The 19,688-nt window shown below is 66.4% G+C and carries 23 protein-coding genes; 5 read left to right on the top strand and 18 right to left on the bottom strand.

Annotated elements, in window-relative coordinates:
- Nucleotides 1-34 precede the first annotated feature (34 nt).
- Nucleotides 35-1,456 (bottom strand): cytosine permease, encoded by a 1,422-nt coding sequence (locus E9536_RS21795; RefSeq protein WP_059695768.1) that lies wholly within the window; start codon nucleotides 1,454-1,456, stop codon nucleotides 35-37.
- Nucleotides 1,457-1,859: 403 nt separating this feature from the next.
- Between E9536_RS21795 and E9536_RS21785 the strand changes: the two genes are divergently transcribed.
- Nucleotides 1,860-2,783 (top strand): LysR substrate-binding domain-containing protein, encoded by a 924-nt coding sequence (locus tag E9536_RS21785; RefSeq protein WP_042973786.1) that lies wholly within the window; start codon nucleotides 1,860-1,862, stop codon nucleotides 2,781-2,783.
- A 57-nt stretch (nucleotides 2,784-2,840) separates the two neighbouring features.
- Here the strand turns inward: E9536_RS21785 and argE are convergent, their stop codons facing one another.
- From argE to E9536_RS21745, 8 genes are all read right to left on the bottom strand, one after another.
- The gene (gene argE, locus E9536_RS21780) at nucleotides 2,841-4,004 is read right to left on the bottom strand and encodes an acetylornithine deacetylase (protein WP_136470620.1); all 1,164 of its coding nucleotides are present in this window, start codon (nucleotides 4,002-4,004) and stop codon (nucleotides 2,841-2,843) included.
- The gene (locus E9536_RS21775; RefSeq protein WP_136470619.1) at nucleotides 3,997-4,674 is read right to left on the bottom strand and encodes a DUF1028 domain-containing protein; all 678 of its coding nucleotides are present in this window, start codon (nucleotides 4,672-4,674) and stop codon (nucleotides 3,997-3,999) included. The genes argE and E9536_RS21775 overlap by 8 nt, the downstream gene beginning before the upstream one ends.
- Nucleotides 4,671-5,120 carry a RidA family protein gene (locus tag E9536_RS21770; protein ID WP_059682437.1) on the bottom strand — a complete coding sequence of 150 codons (450 nt, stop codon included), beginning with the start codon at nucleotides 5,118-5,120 and terminating at the stop codon, nucleotides 4,671-4,673. The genes E9536_RS21775 and E9536_RS21770 overlap by 4 nt, the downstream gene beginning before the upstream one ends.
- Nucleotides 5,121-5,205: 85 nt before the next feature.
- Nucleotides 5,206-6,546, bottom strand: coding sequence for an NAD(P)/FAD-dependent oxidoreductase (locus tag E9536_RS21765; RefSeq protein ID WP_060172001.1), 1,341 nt, complete (start codon nucleotides 6,544-6,546; stop codon nucleotides 5,206-5,208).
- Between the two features lie 226 nt (nucleotides 6,547-6,772).
- Nucleotides 6,773-7,219 (bottom strand): hypothetical protein, encoded by a 447-nt coding sequence (locus E9536_RS21760; protein WP_124546998.1) that lies wholly within the window; start codon nucleotides 7,217-7,219, stop codon nucleotides 6,773-6,775.
- A gap of 157 nt (nucleotides 7,220-7,376) precedes the next feature.
- A complete protein-coding gene (locus E9536_RS21755) occupies nucleotides 7,377-7,988 on the bottom strand; it encodes a hypothetical protein (protein ID WP_247873489.1) in 612 nt (203 codons plus the stop codon).
- 29 nt (nucleotides 7,989-8,017) lie between these two features.
- Nucleotides 8,018-8,311, bottom strand: coding sequence for a RebB family R body protein (locus E9536_RS21750; RefSeq protein ID WP_027792485.1), 294 nt, complete (start codon nucleotides 8,309-8,311; stop codon nucleotides 8,018-8,020).
- Nucleotides 8,312-8,416: 105 nt separating this feature from the next.
- Nucleotides 8,417-8,974: a sigma-70 family RNA polymerase sigma factor gene (locus E9536_RS21745; protein WP_027792484.1), complete on the bottom strand. Its 558-nt coding sequence runs from the start codon at nucleotides 8,972-8,974 to the stop codon at nucleotides 8,417-8,419.
- A 249-nt stretch (nucleotides 8,975-9,223) separates the two neighbouring features.
- Here E9536_RS21745 and E9536_RS21740 point away from each other — a divergent pair, with 249 nt between their 5' ends.
- Nucleotides 9,224-10,054, top strand: coding sequence for a Crp/Fnr family transcriptional regulator (locus E9536_RS21740; protein WP_240690315.1), 831 nt, complete (start codon nucleotides 9,224-9,226; stop codon nucleotides 10,052-10,054).
- A 76-nt stretch (nucleotides 10,055-10,130) separates the two neighbouring features.
- Here E9536_RS21740 and E9536_RS21735 read toward each other — a convergent pair whose 3' ends face one another.
- The 7 genes from E9536_RS21735 to E9536_RS21705 form a co-directional block, all read right to left on the bottom strand.
- Complete coding sequence (locus E9536_RS21735; protein ID WP_060060907.1) at nucleotides 10,131-10,454, bottom strand: RebB family R body protein; 324 nt, start codon at nucleotides 10,452-10,454, stop codon at nucleotides 10,131-10,133.
- A gap of 195 nt (nucleotides 10,455-10,649) precedes the next feature.
- Entirely contained in the window at nucleotides 10,650-11,024 is a 375-nt protein-coding gene (locus tag E9536_RS21730) for a RebB family R body protein (protein WP_034196216.1), read from the bottom strand.
- 198 nt (nucleotides 11,025-11,222) lie between these two features.
- Entirely contained in the window at nucleotides 11,223-11,555 is a 333-nt protein-coding gene (locus tag E9536_RS21725) for a RebB family R body protein (protein WP_021157934.1), read from the bottom strand.
- 108 nt (nucleotides 11,556-11,663) lie between these two features.
- Nucleotides 11,664-12,311 carry a hypothetical protein gene (locus E9536_RS21720; RefSeq protein ID WP_136470617.1) on the bottom strand — a complete coding sequence of 216 codons (648 nt, stop codon included), beginning with the start codon at nucleotides 12,309-12,311 and terminating at the stop codon, nucleotides 11,664-11,666.
- 385 nt (nucleotides 12,312-12,696) lie between these two features.
- On the bottom strand, nucleotides 12,697-13,359 hold the full coding sequence (locus E9536_RS21715) for a hypothetical protein (RefSeq protein WP_136470616.1): 663 nt from the start codon (nucleotides 13,357-13,359) through the stop codon (nucleotides 12,697-12,699).
- 108 nt (nucleotides 13,360-13,467) lie between these two features.
- Entirely contained in the window at nucleotides 13,468-13,899 is a 432-nt protein-coding gene (locus tag E9536_RS21710) for a hypothetical protein (RefSeq protein ID WP_027792478.1), read from the bottom strand.
- Nucleotides 13,900-13,986: 87 nt separating this feature from the next.
- Entirely contained in the window at nucleotides 13,987-15,615 is a 1,629-nt protein-coding gene (locus E9536_RS21705; protein ID WP_060193722.1) for a tyrosinase family protein, read from the bottom strand.
- A gap of 929 nt (nucleotides 15,616-16,544) precedes the next feature.
- On the opposite strand from E9536_RS21705, the gene E9536_RS41515 reads away from it, so the two are divergent.
- Entirely contained in the window at nucleotides 16,545-16,700 is a 156-nt protein-coding gene (locus tag E9536_RS41515) for a hypothetical protein (RefSeq protein WP_021157927.1), read from the top strand.
- Between the two features lie 209 nt (nucleotides 16,701-16,909).
- Entirely contained in the window at nucleotides 16,910-17,923 is a 1,014-nt protein-coding gene (gene trpS, locus E9536_RS21700; RefSeq protein WP_027792476.1) for a tryptophan--tRNA ligase, read from the top strand.
- Nucleotides 17,924-18,036: 113 nt separating this feature from the next.
- Here trpS and E9536_RS21695 read toward each other — a convergent pair whose 3' ends face one another.
- Nucleotides 18,037-18,447 carry a VOC family protein gene (locus E9536_RS21695; protein ID WP_021157925.1) on the bottom strand — a complete coding sequence of 137 codons (411 nt, stop codon included), beginning with the start codon at nucleotides 18,445-18,447 and terminating at the stop codon, nucleotides 18,037-18,039.
- A gap of 557 nt (nucleotides 18,448-19,004) precedes the next feature.
- Between E9536_RS21695 and E9536_RS21690 the strand changes: the two genes are divergently transcribed.
- A complete protein-coding gene (locus E9536_RS21690) occupies nucleotides 19,005-19,271 on the top strand; it encodes a hypothetical protein (RefSeq protein ID WP_136470615.1) in 267 nt (88 codons plus the stop codon).
- A gap of 22 nt (nucleotides 19,272-19,293) precedes the next feature.
- On the opposite strand, the gene E9536_RS21685 is transcribed toward E9536_RS21690, so the two are convergent.
- Nucleotides 19,294-19,680, bottom strand: coding sequence for a VOC family protein (locus E9536_RS21685; RefSeq protein WP_136470614.1), 387 nt, complete (start codon nucleotides 19,678-19,680; stop codon nucleotides 19,294-19,296).
- Nucleotides 19,681-19,688: the final 8 nt, after the last annotated feature.

Genomic DNA, 19,688 nt, shown 5'->3' with positions numbered 1-19,688 from the left:
CCGTTTCGTTTCATCGCGCCGAACGACGCCCGGCTTACCGCACCGCCGTCGGCGGCATCGTCGCGCCCGTCTGCCGGCGTCGATACGCGCTGTCGCGCGTCGCGAGCCAGTAGTACAGCGGCGACGTCAGCGCGAGCCCCACGAGCCACGACAGGTCCGCACCGCCGAGATGCGCGGGAATCGGGCCCGCATACATCGGCGTGTTCATGAACGGGATCTGCACGAGGATGCCGATCGCATACGCGAGCAGCGCCTGCGGGTTGAAGCGGCCGTAGATCCCGCCGTCGGCCATGAAGATCGACTGGATGTCGTACTTGCCCTTGTGGATCACGTAGAAGTCGATCAGGTTGATCGCGGTCCACGGCACCAGCACGACGAGCAGCGCGAGCACGAGATCGACGAGGTTGCCGACGAAGTTCGTCGACGCGCCGATCGCCGCGTAGCAGCACGCGACGAAGATCACGACCGACACCACCGCACGCGCCTTCGCGGTCGGAATCCACCGGTACGCGAACGTCTGCACCGACGTGATGACCGCGAGTACCGCGCCGTACAGGTTCAGCGCGTTGTGGCTGATCACGCTCAGCAGGAACAGCACGAGCATCAGCGGGCCGAGCGGGCCGGTCGCCTGTTTGACCGCATCCATCGTGTCCGCGCCGGCCGGCACCGCGAGCACCGCGACCGCGCCGAAGATGAACGCGAGCGTCGAGCCGATCGTGCAGCCGAGGTAGGTCGCCCAGAACGTCGACGCCACGCCGACGTTTTCCGGCAGATAACGCGAATAGTCCGACACGTACGGCGCGAACGCGATCTGCCACAACGCCGACAGCGACACCGTTGCGAGCCAGCCCGCGAAGTCGAAGCCGCCGCGCGTCAGGAAATCGTCGGTCGTCACGTGCGAGAGGATCATCCAGAAGCCGACGACGATGCCGATGCCGAGCACCCACGTGCCGATCCGGTTCAGGATGTGGATGAACCGGTATCCGACGATCCCGATCAGCCCCGAACCCACCGCGCCGATCACGATGCCGACGGGCACCGGCACCGACGCCGCGATGCCGTGCACCGACTTGCCGGCGAGCACGATGTTCGACGCGAAGAAACCGACGTACATCACGGCCGCGATCACGGTCACGAGCAACGCGCCCCACGAGCCGAACTGCGCGCGGCTCTGGATCATCTGCGGGATGCCCATCTGCGGCCCCTGCGCCGAATGCAGCGCCATCAGCACGCCGCCCACCGCCTGGCCGACGACGATCGCGACGATGCCCCATAGCAGGTTCAGGTGGAACATCTGCACGCCGAGCGCGCCGGTCACGATCGGCAGCGGCGCGATGTTGCCGCCGAACCAGAGCGTGAACAGGTCGCGCACCTTGCCGTGGCGCTCGGCGGGCGGCACGTAGCCGATCGTGTGCTTCTCTATCATCGGGGACGCATTGCGTTCCGCGTTCGTCATGGTGAAGTCTCCTGTCCTGCGCGGCGATGCGCGCGTGCCGTGTCAGCCGGCGCGCGTCGGGGTGCGCGCCTGCAATCGGGTCCGGATACGCGAACGACGACGCACCGCGTGCACGCGCGGCGGAGTCGAACGCAGCGAACGAACCGCTCGCGGGGACGGACGACATGCCCCGCGGGCGCGTATGCGGCCGCTTCGTGATCGTGGTGATCTTCGCGATCCAGGTTGGAGACGATGGTGCGCCACGGGCATCGCGACCGGAAAATACTAAAAATATTTCCGGGACATACGAAAAAGCTCTGCAGCGGAAATTCCGGCGCCAAGGCCTTTCAGGTAAGGTGCTACGCACAACCATGGACAGATTGCGCCCGCGGCGGCACGCCGGGGCCGTGCATCAGAGGTGCATGTGGCTCACTACACTTTGCGGCAACTGAAATATTTCGTGACGACGGTGGAATCCGGCAGCGTGGCCGAGGCTTCGCGCCAGCTCTTCATCGCGCAGCCGTCGATCTCCAGCGCGATCAAGGGGCTGGAAGAAAGCTTCGGCGTGAAGCTGTTCATCCGCCATCATGCGCAGGGCGTGTCGCTGACGCCGGGCGGCACGCGCTTCTACCGGAAAGCGCAGGAGCTGCTGCGCATCGCGCACGAATTCGAACAGAACGCGCTCGCCGACAACGACGTGATCACCGGGCAGATCGACATCGGCTGCTTCGAGACGGTCGCGCCGCTCTACCTGCCGCAGCTGATCGCGGGCTTTCGCGAGCGCTACCCGGGCGTGAACATCCGTCTGCGCGACGGTGACCAGCAGGAACTCGTGCAGGGCCTGACGTCCGGCACGTTCGATCTCGCGCTCATGTACGACCACGATCTCGACGGCACGATCGAGACCGAACCGCTGATGCCGCCGCAGCAGCCGTACGTGCTGCTGCCGGAGAACCACCGGTTCGCGGGCCAGACGCACGTGTCGTTGCGCGACCTCTGCGTCGAGCCGATGATCCTGCTCGACGTGCAGCCGAGCCGCACGTATTTCGTCAGCCTCTTTCACGAACTCGGGCTGACGCCGAACATCGTGTTCGGGTCGCCGTCGATCGAGATGGTGCGCGGGATGGTCGGCCAGGGGTTCGGCTTCTCGCTGCTCGTCACGCGCCCGCATTCCGAATACACGTACGACGGCCAGCGGGTCGTGACGATCGGCCTCAGCGAAACGGTGAGCCCGTCGGGGCTCGTGAGCGCGCGGCTGAAGCGCGGCCAGCTCACGAAGCAGGCGCAGTCGTTCGTCGACTTCTGCCGCGAGCGGCTCGCGCAGATCGTCGCGGAAACGGCGAGATAAGACGCGAAACACGCACGCACCGCGCGAGGCGGTGCGTACGTGTTTGCAGTGACGATTTCAGGCGGCCGACGACAGATAGGCGGCCAGACGACTCAGCATCGCGTCGCATCCATGCAGTTGGTCGAGCGTGACGAACTCGTCGGGCTTGTGCCCCTGGTCCATGCTGCCGGGCCCGCATACGACGGCCGGAATCCCGGCCTGCCCGAACAGCCCGCCCTCGGTGCCGAATGCGACCGTGCCGAACGCATCGGAACCGCTCAGCGTCGCGAGCAGGCGCGCGGCCTCGCTGTCCGGCGCCGTGGCCAGCCCCGGATACGCGCCCAGCGGCTGCAATCGAATGTCGGTATCGGGCTGCACCGCACGCATTCGCGGCAACAGTTCGGATTCCGCATAGTCCTGCAGCTTCCGCGGCACGTCGTGCGCGTCGAAATCAGGCAGCGCACGCACCTCGAAGTCGAACTCGCATTCGGCCGGCACGATGTTCAGCGCGCGGCCGCCCTTGATCAGCCCCGTCTGCACGGTCGAGAACGGCGGATCGAAACGGCCGTCGTGCCGTTCGGGCCGCGCGAGCGCCGCGCCGATCTCGCCGAGCCGGCCGATCAGCTTCGCCGCATAGTCGATCGCGTTGACGCCCGACGGCGCATACGCCGAATGGCACGCGGCCCCCTTCACGTGGCAGCGCATCGCGAGCTTGCCCTTGTGGCCGAGCACCGGCTTCAGCTCGGTCGGCTCGCCGATCAGGCACAGGCGCGGCCGGTGCGGGCGCTCGGCCAGTGCGTCGAGCATCGGCCGCACGCCGAGGCAGCCGACTTCCTCGTCGTACGAGAACGCGAGATGCACGGGCACGCGCAGCGGCCGTGCGACGAACGCCGGCACGGCCGCGAGCGCCGACGCGATGAAGCCCTTCATGTCGGCCGTGCCTCGCCCGTACAGGCGGCCGTCGCGCTCGGTCAGCCGGAACGGCTCGACCGTCCACGCCTGTCCGTCGACCGGCACCACGTCGGTATGGCCCGACAGCGCGATGCCGCCGCGATCGCGCGGCCCGATCGTCGCGTACAGGCTCGCCTTCGTCCGTTCCGCGTTGTAGAACAGTTCGCTCTCGACGCCGAAGCCCGCGAGATAGTCGCGGATGAAACCGATCATCTCGAGATTCGAATCGCGGCTGACCGTCGCGAAACCGATCAGCCGCTCGAGCAACGCGCGGCTCGACGTGTCATTCATCGCCCGGCACTCCGTAGCTCGGCGCGGCGGTCGGGTTCAGCGCGCGCGTCTGGTAGTCCTGCATCTGCGGCCGATACGCCCGCCACAGCGCATCGAGCTGCCCGACCGGATCGGCATCGGCCCAGTCGACGCGCAGGTCGACGATCGGCCAGGTCACGTCGCCGGCCACCTTCAGCGCGGCCGAGTGCACCGGCCCCGCCTCGCCGCCGGCCGCGATCGCCGCGTGCATCGCGGCGAGCAGGCGATCGGCGAGCAGGCCGGGCGCCTGCTCGAAGGCGCGCGCCATCGCGTCGATCACGTCCGGCGAAGCCAGCAGGTTGCCGGCCGCCACGCACTGTTCGCCGCGCACCGCGCGATGCGTGCCGAGCGCCTCCTTACCGGTGAAGCATGCGGTCTGCCCCTGCCCGTCGATCACCGTGACCTGCCGGTACTGGCTCCAGCCGTTCGCGCTGAGCGCGCGGTCGAGCGCCGCGGCGGGCGCAAGCTGTTCGTGCTCGATCAGGTCGAGGATCTGCGGGCCGAGCGCCGGCAGCGTGATGTTCTGCGTCGCGACGGCGCCGACGCCCGCGCGCACCCACGGGCAGCGCGCGCCCACCGCAATGCTCGACGAGCTGATCGCGATGCCGAGCTGGCCCGTCTCCGGGCAGCGCCCGACGATGGAGAAAGTCATGTGGCCTCCCGGGCGCGGTTCGGCTGCCAGTTGTCCGGAATCACGGCGATCACGTCGATTTCCATCAGCCACTGCGGCTGGCCGAGCGCGGACACGACGAGCCCCGTCGAGATCGGATACACGCCCTTCAGCCACTTGCCGACTTCCTGGTACACCGGCTCGCGATAACGCGGGTCGATCAGGTAGGTCGTCGTCTTCACGATGTGCGTGAGGTCGCTGCCGGCTTCCTCCAGCAACTGCCTGACGTTCTTCATCGCCTGCTCGGCCTGCGCGCGCGGGTCGCCGAGGCCGACCAGGTTGCCGTCGAAATCGGTGCCGACCTGGCCGCGCACGTAGACGGTGTTGCCGGCCCGCACGGCCTGGCACAGGTCGTTGTCGAGCGTCTGGTTCGGGTAGGTATCCTTCGTGTTGAACATGCGGATACGGGTATGGGTCGGTTGGCTCATCGAAATCCTTCAGTCGTCAGGGGGCACGCCGCCGCACCGGGCGCGAACACGATCGCGGTGCGGCAGGCGGGCGGCATGGGGTCGGTCAGTTGACCGCGTCGGCGAGCGGCTGCGCGTCGGCGTGCGACGCGGCGCCGCCCGGTTCCGGGCGCGATGCCGAGCGGCGCTGCGATGCGTCGTGGTATTCGAGGTAGGTGCGCTGCGTCGCGATGTGATCGGCGATGTGCCGCGCGTCGTGCCACACGCCCCAGATGAAGCTGGAGCCGCGCCGCGACAGCCACGGCAGCCCGAGGAAATAGATGCCCGGCTCCTTCGACACGCCGCGCTGGTGCCGCGGCTTGCCGTTCGCGTCGAACGCATCGACCTTCAGCCAGCCGTAGTCGACCGCATATCCCGTCGCCCAGACGATCGACGTGACGCCCGCGCCGGCGAGATCGAGCGCGAGGATCGGGTGCGCGACGCAGTCCGGGTTCGGCAGGATGTGGCGGGCGTCGGGTTCGGCCGGCAGGTCGAGGCCGTTGCGGGCCGCATAGGCGTCGGCCGCGTCGAGCAGCGACAGGTAGTTCTCGTCGCCGCGCGCGAGATTGATCGCGAGATCGCGCTCGAACGTGGCCACGCCTCCGCTGAACGACTTCGTCAGCCCGACGAGCGTCACGCCCTGGTTCGCGAGCTTGCGGAAATCGACCGTATGGCCGCCGCGCGCGCCGCTCACCGCGATCGTCACGTGTTCGCGGCCCGGCGTCGCGACTTCCTTGTCCCATTCGCCGAGCACGCCGAGCCACCAGCAGAAGTCACGGCCGCGATACGCGCGCGGCGGGCGGTCGTGCGGGCCGACCGACAGGTAGACCCGGCGGCCCGCGCGCTGCAGCTCGTCGGCGATCTGCACACCCGACGAACCCGCGCCGACCACCAGCACCGCGCCGTCCGGGAGCTGGCCCGGGTTGCGGTAGTCGGCGGAATGGAGCTGCACGAGGCGCGCGTCGTCCGGCGCGATCGGCGGAATCACCGGGCGCTGGAACGGCCCCGTCGCGACGACCACGCGGTTCGCCTCGATCGTGCCGTCGGACGTCTCGACGACGAAACCCGGCTTGCCGGTATTGCGCACGACCCGCTTCACCTCGACGCCGGTGCGGATCGGCGCGTCGAACTTGCGCGCATACGCTTCGAAGTAGTCCGCGACCTGGTCTTTCGACGCGAACGCGTCGGGGTCGAGGCCGTCGAATTCGAGCCCCGGGAAGCGGTCGTGCCACGCGGGGCCGTTCGCGACCAGCGAATCCCAGCGCCCCGTGCGCCAGCGTTCGGCGATGCGGCTGCGCTCCAGCACGAGATGCGGCACGCCCAGCTTGCCCAGGTGCTCGCTCATGGCCACGCCGGCCTGACCGGCGCCGACGACGAGCGTATCGATTGAGGTTGTTTCGACTGCCACGGCTGTCTCCTTCTGAAGTGCGGCTCGGCGCGACGCGCGTGCTGTCGCTCGAGCTGGAATGGAGACATTCTGCTGACACGCCGCTTGCGGCGAAATGATGATTTTTGTTGGTGTTGATGAGCAAAAAGCTGGGGGGGCGCGGGCGTCGAGCGGCACGGGACGACGCGCCCGTGTTGCACCGGCGCCCGCCCGGACGGCGGGCGCCGGCTTCAACCGGTCGCGCCGGCTACGCGTTCGTCCATGGGCCGGCGCCCTGCCGATACTGGATCACGCCGCCGTTGATCCGCACCCGCAAGTTGCCGTCCGGCAGCTGCACCCAGTTCTGCATGTCGAGGCTCAGCATCAGCGCGGCGAAGAAATCCCGCAGTTGTTGCGACTGGCTGGCCTGCCAGAGATCGATGCGCCCGAGGCAGGTACGCAGGTCGCCGCTCTGCTGCATGATCGTTTCGACCTGCCCGGCCACGTTCGCCGACGGGTCGTACACCTTCGTACCGTCGTCGCTGACGATCGACAGATGGATCGCGCGCACCGACGCCGGCTGGCCCGGCGTCTGCTCGACGAGCGCGATGCAGCTCGTCATCGCGCCGAAATCGATTTCCGACGCATCTCCCCAGATGCGCTCGCCAACCGCCAGCGGCGCGGGACCTTGTACGTTCTGAATGTCGTAGGGCATGGGTTCCTCACTTGACTCGATGGGACTGCCGGTGGCGGGAACGACGCGTGTCCGGGAAAGCGGACACGCGTCGTTCCCGCCGCTCACATCCCGCGGCGGGCCTGACGGCCCGGCGGGTCGTGTCGATTGATTCCTGGTCGCCGCGCGCGGTCGCGCGCTACGCACCCTTCTTGTCCAGCAGCGCCTGATACCGCTGCAGGCTCTCGTCGATCTTGTCGAGCGCGACGCTCGCGGCCTCGCCTTCGATCGCCTCCGCGGCACCCGCGACGACCGCCGCCGTCGCGACGAACAGGTCGGTCAACAGCAGGCCCACCGCATCCATCGCCATCCCGCGTACGTTCTCGTCGATGGTCTTCTGCGCCAGATCCTTCATCAGCACGCTCTTGCCCGCGATCGCCAGCGACGTCGACGCCTCGAAGTAGTTGGCCGCCGCCTGCGCGACCATCCCGCCCGCCTGCGTGATCATCATGTTCGGGCCGACGGCGATCTGCGTCGTCGCGTAGGACGCCGCCTCCGCGTTGATCGCCTGCACGGTCTGCAGCGCCGAACCGCCGCCCCCGGCCGGATCGGCGACCTGGTTCGGCGCCTTCAGCGCATCGGTGAGCCTGCGCAGCCGGTTGACCGGCCATGCGCGCGCGCCTGCTTTCGGCGCCGCGACGTCGGCGGACGTCGTTGCGTCGGCCGGCGTCGTTGCGCCTGCTGCCGCGGACGCGCCATCGTGCGGCGCCTGCGGCGCACCGTCGCCGCGTCCGCCCAAAAGGCCTTTCATGTTCATGGTTCAGGTATCCCGAGAGTCGACTAATGCGTGGAACCCGTCTGCGGCCCGGCCGCCGGCGCTTGCGCCGCGCCGCCCGCTGCCGGCTTCGGCGACGCTTCGACGGACAGGATCATGGCCACCGCCTTCGACACGACGGCGTTCGAAATCTGGTTCAGCGCCGCCTGCTGCTGCGTCATGTTCTGCGCCGAGATGCCGACGGCCTGGCTGAACATCTGGTAAAGCATGCCCAGCGCCTGGGCCGGGGATCCCGCGACGACGTTGACATTGGTCTGCGTCAGCGCGTCGGTAACCTGCTCATTGACTTTGTCTGCCACGAGGCCTCCTCGGATCTCGGCTCCGGCATGCGATTGAAGGAACGGCAAGCCATCGACGCCGCGCATGCCGTTAGGAACGCTGCATGCCCGCGTTCGTGAACGCGCTCACGCGAGTTCCTCGCGCAATTTCCTGCGCAGCAGCTCGACACGCTTTCTGGCCAGCGGCTCGTTGATCCCGAGCGTCGCCGCGATGTGCAGATAGGGCCGGTCCTCCTCGAACTTCAGCGTGAACAGCATCTGCTGCTGCGAGGAGAGCGTGGACAACACCTGCTCGAGACGCAGCAGCTGTTGCCGGAGCAGCAACTGCTGCTCCACCGACGGCGCGTGGCCGGCCAGCTCGACGGTGTGATCGTCGTCCCAGCCCGGGTCGAATTCGAGCATGCCGCTTTCGCGCACACGGCGGCGCGCGCCGTCGAGGAACGCGTGGTTCAGCGCCAGAAAGAGAAAGCCGGCCAGGTTTCGGACGCGTTCGGGCGAACGTTGCAGGTAGATGTGGACCTTGAGCGCGGTATCGGAGAGCAGTTCGTCGGCACGGTGGATATCGCCCTTGCACAACAGGCGCGCGCGGCGCCGCAATTTCCCCTGCATTTCCCGCCACGTGTGATCGAGCTGCTGCGCTGGCGACTCAGGCGTCGAAACAGCGTGCTGGTTCGAGGTTGTCATCCCGTGCCTTCCTTTTTTATGGAAAACACAGAATCGATTCGACGCCGGGAATGGCGCTGTTACCCGCGTAACACCGTTTTAAAGATAATCGCTTCGTGTAAATTTTCTTGATTATTGTGAACGGAAACTTTAATTCCCCGGCATATCCTCATCCGTCGTTTCGGGCGCGCCGCCGAGCGTAACCAATGGCATTTCGATGAAAAATGGCGACTGCCGCCGCGACGTGATTACGCCGGCACGCTGCTGTCGATGTCGGTCGACCAAAGGTCCCTGGCGCCGAAGCAAAACCATATCGGGATCGCTTTCCCATTATCTGGTTATTTTCATCATTCATTTTTCACGCAATGCCAAAGGCAGCGTTTTTCGCTAGGTGGCCGCATCGTCAAACAACCTTGCACGGAAAACATGCCTGCCCTCGTCAACGGTCGAACGCTGTGCAATATCCCGATACTCGCCGATCTTCCGGAAAGCCTGCTCGCTCACATCGAGCGGCATCTCGCGCCCTGGCCCGAACACGGTAACCGCCTGTTGTTCTTCAAGGGCGATCCGGGCGATTTCGTCGCCTTCGTGCACTGCGGCCGCGTGTACAAGACGCTGCACGAACCCGGCGGACGCGAACTCATTCTCGGCCATTCATTGCCGGGCGAACTCATCGGCGAAAACACGCTGGTTCGCGCCCACCGGCGCAGCTTCACCGCGCAGTTGAGCCCCGACTGCCGCGTGTCGCTGCTGCATCGCCAGTACTTCGCGCCGCTGCTGGCCAACGCGGATTTCATGGCGCGCATCCACGAGCAGCTGTGCCGGCACGTCCACCAGCTGAGCGACTTCGTCGAATCGACGTGCCTGTACCGGCTCGAAGCCAGGCTCGCGCGCCATCTGCTGAACCGCATGCAAGGGAACGATCTCGAGGTGAGGCTGCCGGAGAGCCAGAGCATCCTCGCCGCGATGCTCAACGTCAGCCGGCCGCGACTGAACAGCAGCCTGCGGAAGATGCAGCGCGACGGCCTGATCCGGCTTCACGCGCACGGCGTGACGATCGAGAAGCCGGAGCAGCTGCGGACCATCGTCAACGCCAATTGACGCGCCAGGCGCGTGCGCCGCGACGCCGCGGCGGCAGGAGGTCGCGCGCGCCGGGTTGCGCGGCGCGCGGTGAAGATCAGCCGCGCCAGTGGCCGATGGCGTTCATCAACTGCGCGACGGCGGTCAGTTGCGACGCGAAGTTGTCGTTCGCGGAGCGCGCCGCGGCGGCCACCGCCACCGGCGAGCCGGCGTAGAGCTGCATGATGCCGACGGTCGTGGCGGCGAGGTTGGACATCGCCTGGTTCGCCTGCATCTGCACCGCGTTGTGAAGCAGGATCGCGGACGCATGGCTGTTCGACTGCATGAGCGTGCCCAAGGCCACGGCGGGCGCTTCGCCCACCACCTTGACGTTGGCTTGCGTGACCGCATCGGTCACCGCGGCGGAAACCTGTTCCGGCATGTCGTTGCTCCTGGTTTGCCCGCCGCTGCGATGCAGTCACGGCGAACGCATGAATGGGTCGGCCGGCGACGTGCGCCGGACGATAGCATCGGTGCGCGCGAGCGCTCGCCGTCGCGAGCGTCGGGATGACGACAGGCGCCGGGCGGCGGCCACGGGAATCAAGGCCGCCGCCCGGCGTCGACGCCGGGTTACGCGTCAGGCCAGCGCCTTGCCGAGCGCGAGCACATCGGCCAGCACGGACAGCACGCCGTTCGAGCCGATTTCCGTCGCGGCGGCGCCGGCGCTCGCCGGCCCGAGCGTGTAGAGCTGCATCGTGCCCACGTTCGTCGAGGTCGGCAGCTGTACCGCGGCCTGCGACTGCTGCTGCACGGCGTTCTCGAACAGCACGCTGAGCGAATGGCTCTGGGCCTGGTACAGCGAGCCCGTTGCCATCGCCGGCGCTTCACCCACCACCTTGACGTTGGTCTGCGTGACGGCGTCGGTGATCGCGGCATTGACCGCGCACGTCTTGCAGTTGCAGGGGTCTTTCGGATCCTTCGAATCCGTCGGGGCGCTTGTATCATTTGCCATCGAATTTCTCCTGGTTTGCGAACGGGCGCCGCATCGAATCGGCTCTACCCGTCCTGTCGTTTGCTCCGGAACACCGCGCGGCACCGCTGTTCAGGCGCCGGCGGACGTGCTGCGGTTCGGCGGTGCTGCGGTGCTGCGGCGGTATCGGCGGCCCGAGCCGCTTGCGCCGCCGCTCGACCGCGGCGTGGCGACCGTGCGTTACGGGCGCATCGCCTTCCCGATCGCGATCACGTCGGCCAGAATGGAAATGATCCCGTTCGCGCCGATTTCCGTGGCGGCCGCCCCCGCACTTTCCGGCCCGATCGTGTAGAGCTGCATCGTCCCCACGTTCGTCGACGTCTGCGACTGGATCGCGGCCTGCGACTGCTGCTGCACCGCGTTCTCGAACAGGATGCTGAGCGAATGGCTCTGGGCCTGGTACAGCGAGCCCATCGCCATCGCCGGCGCCTCGGCGACCACCTTGACGTTGACCTGCGTGACGGCATCGGTAATCGCGGGATTGACCTGGCACACCTGACACGTATCACCCATTTTTTGCTCCTTGATTCACGTAGTTGAGAGGTCGCACATCGGGGCCGGCCGGTCTCCCGTCCAGCCGCCGGACTTCAGCCGCTCGACTTCAACCGCATGCCCGGTGTGCTACTCCATGGACGCTGGCCCGGGGGTATCGTGAACAGAAGCGGCGGCGGTGGCGGCAGCGGCCGGTTCGTGCAGGTCGGCCGGACGGGCGCCGATGCGTTGCAGCCGCTCGTCGATCGCGTCGAGCCGCACGGCGAGCCGTTCGGCAAGCGAATCGACGTAGTGCCGGAAGCAGGCGTCGATTTCCTGCCGGATGAGGCCGGTCAGCTGTTCACCGATCACCGCCAGCGCCTCGCGTGTGCTGTCCTGGATGTCGGCCGCGCCGGATGCCGGTGCGTCGTCCGGCGGCTCGTGCGCGTCGAGTACGCCGGACACCTTCTGCTGTTCCGACGCCAGCATGCCGAGGGTCGTCTCGTTCTGCGCGTCGATCGTCTGCAGGATGCCGCGCATCTTCTCGTACGCCTTCTGCTGGTTGAGCTGCAGGAAATGCTTGACCTGCTCGCGCGCCTCCTGCCGGGTTTTCAAGCGCGGCAATGGCGGGGGCGCGGCGCTCGCCTGCGTGGCCGCGCCGGCCGCCGGGGCCGGCTGGGCCGCGTGACGACCCGGCAGCCGCTCGAGCAGCGCCCGTTCTTCAGCCGGCTCGAGGGGCCGTCCCAATCGCTTCTCCGCGAACTGCCGCAGCAACGGGTCGAGTGCGTCGTCGCTCATGGCTCACACCTCCTCGAGGTCGGCCCGCGGCGCCGGTGCGTGCGGTTCGGGTTCGGATGGACGCGGCGCAGGGGCGCCAGCGCCGGCGCACTGCAATGGATATCGCATGGTGTTCTCCGGGAAATGGACAGGCGGCGGCCCCGCCGAAAATTTCGGCGGGACCGCTGCAGGGACGAACCGTGCGACGGGTCTGTGAAATCGGTTGTCGCCGTGCGTCGCGCCTACGCCGGCGGGCCATGCGCAGGCAAGCAGTGCCGGCGCGCATGCCGGCCGATACCGTTGCGCTGCGTTCACCCGCTGCCCGGTGCGTGGTCTCTCTTATTGAAATCGACCTGCGCCACGATCATGTTCCGCCGAATTCGATCTCCAACCTGCTTTTGCCATCCTAAGTAATCTGGCCGTTCTTGTTTCGCAAGCGGCCTTTCAACGATTCCTCTGCGAGGGCGGCTCGATCGCTCAGTGCGTAGAACGCCAGCATGCTGACGAGCATCGCAAAGGCCACGCCGCTCGTATCCCAGCGCAGCCCCACGCTGAACGCCATTGCCCTGATCGCGGTCATGCCGAGCGCCATGACGAGCAACATCCCCGCGAATTCGAGCGCGACCCGCACCGGCGCCCGGACGAGCACGCGTACCGGGCCGCGTCGATGCCCGTCCTTGCGGTCGGCCTCGCGCCGAATCAACAGCGCCAGCATGGCCAGCATCGACATCGGAAACCACTGGAGATGGAGCACCAGCATGTTCCACATGGCACCGGTATCGAGCGTGCCGCCGCAGATGTCGAGAATGGCCTCGAGGGGCGCCCGCATCGCATCGAGCGTCAATCCCGCGCAGATGGCGGCCATGCACCAGAGCATCGACCGGCGCGCGCACCTGCCCGGCGATCCGCCTCTCGTCGCGTACCCCGCCACGCCGCAGGCAAACGCACCGATGCCGTTCCATATCCAGCTGGAAGGGGCACCATGCAGCCGCGTCGGCAGGTCGCACGCCAGGTGGCCGAGGATCGCGAACGCCAGCGCGCCGCGCACGCGTTCGGGCATCGGGAGCATGGCCGTTCGCGCAGCCCCGGCCTCCACGCATGCGCGGATCGCGTCCGTCACCGTCGCCGGACGCCCGGCCGGGTCAGCCGGCGGAACACTCCGGGCAGTCATGGCCGTTCAGGCGGGATCTCGCATGACCGCGTACCACGAGCACACCACCCCGGCCGGCGCGACGCCGCCGTTGCCGCTCGCATGCGGAACAGTCCGGACGATCGAACCGGTCAGCGCCGGACGCTGGTTGATGCCGTTGGGCCAGGGCGCGCTCACGTACCCGACATAGTCGTAGACCCACTCCTCGCCGCTGACCACGCCGCGCCCCTGGAAGCGGACGGTGCCGGGATTCCCGTAGCTGATCCAGCCGTTGAGCTGCAGCTCCCATCCCGGGCCAAAAATGCGCCCCTTGAAGATGCCCGCCGGTGCCTGCGCGATCTCGATCGTGCCGAGGCCGAATTCCAGGTCGTTGAATGCGGTGGCCGGATCGGGATCGTTCAGGAAACTGCGATAGGTCCACTGGCCCACCAGGCTGCCGGTTTCGGGTGTGTAGCTCATGCGCGCGTCTCCCCTTCATGTCCATGTCGTCAAAATACCGAAGTGAACCGGCGCCACGCGATGGCGCCGGTTCGTCACGCGCCGTCGTTACCGGACCTCGAGCCGGAACAGTTTCGGCGCGGCTTGCGGAGCCGCACCGGCGACGGCTTGCGAAACGGGCGGCGAAGCCGGTTGTGTCTGCAGGCGTACGCCTTCGCGCGTATGGATCTCGACGTCGTACTGGGCCCCCTCCACCGCACTCACCGAGAACTGGTCCAGCGGAAAAAACGCCTTCACTTCGAGGTGCGTCTGGCAGTTCGCGCAGTACTGCACGCTCCAGCGGCTCAGCACGGCCTCCGTGCCGAGCAGGTGCCGCTCGCCGTCCACGTTGACGTACGCGGAGACCAGGAACGACCCCGCGATCGGCGCGCGATTCAGCCCGGACACGCGCACGACCTTGCTGCTGTTGCCGGCCGGCACGGTCGTCGCCGCCAGCGAGAGCTTCGGCAGGTCTTCCAGCGAACCGGGGCCGTACGTGTAGCCGAGCTGCTCCTCGATGTTGATGCAGTCGAGCGACGTATAGGCGCGCTCCTTGCCGTTCTCGCTCTTCTTGAACGGATCGAGCGGCGACGAGAGCGTGAGCCACGAGTTGGGCACCGTGCCCGGCGTCGGCCCCTGCGCGTCGACCGAGTTGGTGCCCGGATACTCGGCGATGACGTCGAGGTGCTGCGTGAAGCCGTGCCGCTTCTGCCACAGCCAGAACACGCGATCGATGAAGCAGTGATGGAAATAGAAGATCGGGTCGAGGCCCGCCGTGTCGTTTTCGCCCATGTCGCCGTTGGCGCCCGGAATCGGCGAGAGGTCGCCCTTGTTCGGGCCGTGCGGCACGTCGAACCCGCCGACCGCCAGGTGAATCTTGTTGTGCGGCGACTCGAGCGGGACGACGGGAATCGCGCCTTCCGGCAGATTCTCGTTCCACTGGGCCGCGGACGTCGTGTTGGAAAACACCGTGTAGTTCGGCGCGTCCAGGCACTGCTCGAACTTGCGCTTCACGTTGGTCGGCACCACCTTGCCCTTGACGACGATGTAGGACGTGAGCCAGTCCACGATGTTCCGGTTCAGCAACACCACGTTCTCCTTGGCATCCTTGAACTTGGCGTTGTGCTTCTCGGTCGCGGCCCGGTCCTTGTCGGTACCCACGAGCCCCGACAGCGGGTAGCGAACCGTGACGTAAGGCAGCGGCTTGCTGTAGTTCGGATCGTCGCCGTTGATGTTGTCGGTGATCGCCCGGTTGAACGTGAAGGAGGCCAGCGGATTCGGAATCTTTTCGCCGTCGAGCTCGAAATCCGGGTCGGTCAGTGCCCACGGGATGCCTTTCGTCAGCGACTCTTCGCTGGTTTCGTCCCAGAACGGCAGCATCACCTGCTCGCAACCGGGGATGCTCTGCAGCGCCTGTTCCAGCCGCAGCAGGTACGCACGGTGCCAGGTGGGGAACAGCACGTTTCCGTGGTTGCAATAGCCGCCCCAGTACGACGCCGAGCCCCAGCCGGCGCCGCGGAACGGCTCGCCGTGGAAGCCGCCGATCATGAAGAACGAGTTCGGATCGTCGGGCGGCAATGCCTTGATGCCTTTCCACGCGCGCATCAGGTCTTCCAGCGGCTTTTTGTTGCCTTTCAGATATTCGGCTTGCAACGATTCGATCGACGGACGAACTCTGACTCCAGATGCGTTATTCATGATATATCCAGCCTCCTTCGTGGGTAGCATTAGGGCTTGACCGCCAGGCTTTGAACGTAAGCAGGTAGTTAATAAAACATTTAAACTCGCGCTCAATCGAATTCGTTTTATTCAAATATCGCGTGTCATTTTGAAAGCATTAATCGGCGGGCCATGGACGGGCCCGCGTGGCCACCTGATCGCCTCCATGGGCGCGGACACGCGCAACAGGCGTAGCACGCCCGCTGGAAAAGGGGCTGCGCCTTCAGATCGTAGGGATGCCGTGGTGAGTCGATGCCACTTCGTCAGGCACCAATACCTGACGAAGTGACTGTGATACCCCGATAGCGTTTTATCCTGATTTGGTATGAGTAAATAAAGCAGATGGAATTGGTTTTAGCAAGGACAAGGCGACCTGGAATCTCAAAAAAATCAGAAGGCGAGAGTAATGATTGGCCCGTTTAATTTTCTTAAATAATCACACCCATTTACGACGCGATAGTAAAAACAGGCTCGGGATAATCACAGGTGCGCGACGATGTTGACGAATGCAATCGACCGAAAGAAACCTTACGGTTGTCAGTTGCCACGTATGCGGCTGAAAGCTCGCGGAGAACGGGCAAGGTTGCATCGCGGCATCCGGACGACGCTATCCCGAGCCGATAGCGTCACGGCCATTCGACGCGCCCCCTGCGGCCCTGTCCCCGACAATTCTTGACTGTGTCCGCGCCGCCGAACTGGTAGGATGCCGGTCGCCTCGGCATGGATGGCAGCCAAAGGGCGTTCAACCGTCCCTTTTTATGCCCGCCAGCGGCCAACCCGCCGTCCCGCCCGGGCGACACGGTGCCCGGCCGCACCCCAGCCCCCGTCGAACCCCCGCAACACCCCGGCGTCGCCTCACCCGACCCGTTGCAGCAACCGTTGGAGTGGCGCCTCGCGCGCCAGCAAGCATGAAGAACTCGAAGCCGCCCACCCGCCTCCCGCGCGAGAAAGACCGTACGCCGCTGGTACGCGCCGGCGCGCTGCTGCTGATGGCCGGCCTGCTGTACCTGCTGTGGCCGTCGGCCGAAACCGCCTACCTTGCGATGGAGTCCGTCATCCGCTGACGCGGCACGTCCGTCCCCGCTCTACGCTATACTCGCGCAATGGAAACCCAACCCGCCTCGCCGAACGTGCATTGCTGGTGGCGCGCCTGACCCAGGCGGCCCGTTTCCTTTTGCATGTCCCAAACGTGATGCCGCCAGCCATGGCGGCATTTGCGTTTCTGCGCAGACGACATGGCTGGCGGCTTCGATAACCCGGAGCAACGACCAACATGACCCACCCGACCCGACCGACCATCCTCACCGGCGACCGCACGACCGGCCCGCTGCACCTCGGCCACTACATCGGCTCGCTGCGCGCGCGCGTGCAGATGCAGCACGAAGCGAAGCAGTTCCTGCTGCTCGCCGACACGCAGGCGCTGACCGACAACATGGGCCGCCGCCAGCGCGTCACCGAGAACGTGATCGAAGTCGCGCTCGACTATCTCGCCGTCGGCATTGATCCGGCGATCTCGACGATCGTCGTGCAGTCGCAGGTGCCCGAACTCGCCGAGCTGTCGCAATACCTGCTCAACCTCGTCACGGTCGCGCGCCTCGAACGCAACCCGACCATCAAGGAAGAGATCCGCCTGCGCGGTTTCGAGCGCGACATCCCGGCCGGCTTCCTGACCTACCCGGTGAGCCAGGCGGCCGACATCACCGCGTTCAAGGCGACGCACGTGCCGGTCGGCGACGACCAGCTGCCGATGATCGAGCAGACCAACGAACTCGTGCGCCGCTTCAACGCGACGGTCGACCGGCCCGTGCTGGTCGAATGCGAGGCTGTGCTGTCGGCGGTCACGCGGCTGCCGGGGATCGACGGCAAGGCGAAGATGAGCAAGTCGCTCGGCAACGCGATCACGCTCGGCTCGACGCCGGACGAGATCACGCAGGCCGTGAAGGACATGTACACGGACCCGAACCACCTGCGCGTGAGCGATCCCGGCCAGGTCGAGGGCAACGTCGTGTTCACGTTCCTCGATGCGTTCGAGCCCGACGTGCAGAAGGTCGACGAGTTGAAGGCGCACTACCGCCGCGGCGGGCTCGGCGACAGCGTCGTCAAGCGCGTGCTGAACGAGCGGCTGCAGGCGCTGATCGAGCCGATCCGCGCGCGCCGCCGCGAATTCGAGGCCGACAAGGCCGAGGTGATGGCGATCCTGAAGCGCGGCACGATGCACGCGCGGGACGTGGCCGGCGCGACGCTCGCGGAGGTGAAGGGGGCGATGGGGTTGAACTACTTCGATTGAGCGGCGCAGGCAGCGCGTGCGTAAACGCGCGCCGCGCGCCGGACAGTATCGGGCCGGCGCGCGGCGGTCACCGCATCAGGCGCGCGTGCGTGCGTCGCTGCAACCGCCTCTCGTCACGATGCATGCGCCGGCACGGACGCGTGGCACACCGCCTCTACCCGGTTGCCGGCCGGGTCGACGAGAAACGCCCCGTAGTAGTCGCCGTGATAATGCGGCCGCAAGCCGGGCTCACCGTCGGACTGCCCGCCCGTCGCGAGGCCGGCCTCGAAAAACGCATCCACCTGCGCGCGGCTCGCGGCCTTGAAGCACCAGTGCCGCTTGCTCACGCCGATTTCGGCGGGATCCAGGTAGATCGCGAGAAAGGTCGATGCGGTGTCGTTCGCATTGCAGCGTTCGCCGTAGCCGAGTGCGGTGCCCCGGTCATAGACCCGGGCCGCGCCCAGCGCGGCCATGATGGCATCGTAGAACGGGCGCGCCAGTTCGATATCCGGCACGCTGATTGACACGTGATCAAGCAGTTGCATTGCATCTACTCCGTTGAAGGGCACACGAGTCTACATGAGCGCGACAATTCGCGCCGAAGCCACGCTGCCGCTCGTGGGCAATACCTGCACACCCGACACTGTCACACGCGATGTCGTTCATGGCGGTAGCGGGCCGTCCCTTGGTCCACTCCGCCGATGCCGCGCCCGCGCAACCCGCTATCGTTTCGCATGCGATCCACGGACGACGTTCTTCCGACTGCATGCGTGGAGCACTTCGAGGTCGGCGGCCCGGTTTCTTGATAGGCTTCATTTCGGCGGCTCTCCTGTCCGGGAGCGCGGTCCTGGAAACCCGATCCGCGCGGATTCCCGCAGGAACCGCCGCCTTCAACCTGCAACTACTTTTGGGACTCTGCCCAATGTCGGCCGACGAATCGATACACGCGTACCCGGGGGAGGAATCCACTTTCAATTGTGCGTGTTGTGGTAGCGAGACGAGGAGAATCACGGGCGAACTGCACCAAGACGATTCAGTGGTTGGCGTCTACTTCGTCCAATAGGCAACCGGAAGGCCGGACCATCCACCGATCATTGACCTCGTGTTGGGCGACTGGGGGGCAAGCGCCGGGCCTGCCGACCGCGTCCTGGTTTCATTGATCTATATTCCGCGCGAGGGAGGCGGTCCTGTCTCCGTCGTGAACGCCGTGGAACGGGGTGTCGATAATTCCGGCTTGTTTGAATTCGCGCTTGCCCGGGAGCAGGTCATCGGTACGCCGCTGGCCCCGTTGGTGTTTCAGATGATCGATGCGCTCTGGATCACCGAGCCACGAATCGCAGAGGTCAAAGCACTGGACAACGTCGTGTAGATCAACCTCGAGAGGCGCGGCGTCACTTCATCTGCATCAGTTGAATCAGGTTCCCGCAGGTATCGTCGACGACCGCGACGCGCACGGGCCCCGCGTCCATCGGCTCCAGCGTGAAGTGGACGTCGAGATCCCTGAGCCGCGCGAATTCCGCGTCGAGATCGTCGACCTGGAACGATGCCGCCGGAATGCCGTCCTCGTACAGCGCCTGCTTGTAAGGCCCGACCGCGCGATGGTTGCTCGGCTCGAGCAGCAGCTCGGTGCCGTCCGGCTGGTCCTTCGACACCACGGTCAGCCAGCGGTACCCGCCCACGGGCACGTTGTTCTTCAGCTTGAAACCGAGCTTGTCGGTATAGAACGTCAACGCCTTGTCCTGGTCGTCGACAAAAATACTCGTCACGTAGATTCGCATTTCAACCT

The organism is Burkholderia sp. LS-044 (assembly GCF_004803625.1).
Classification (GTDB): Bacteria; Pseudomonadota; Gammaproteobacteria; order Burkholderiales; family Burkholderiaceae; genus Burkholderia; species Burkholderia cepacia.
The sequence above is the reverse complement of the archived record's forward strand: the minus strand, read 5'-3'. Positions and strand labels throughout refer to the sequence as shown.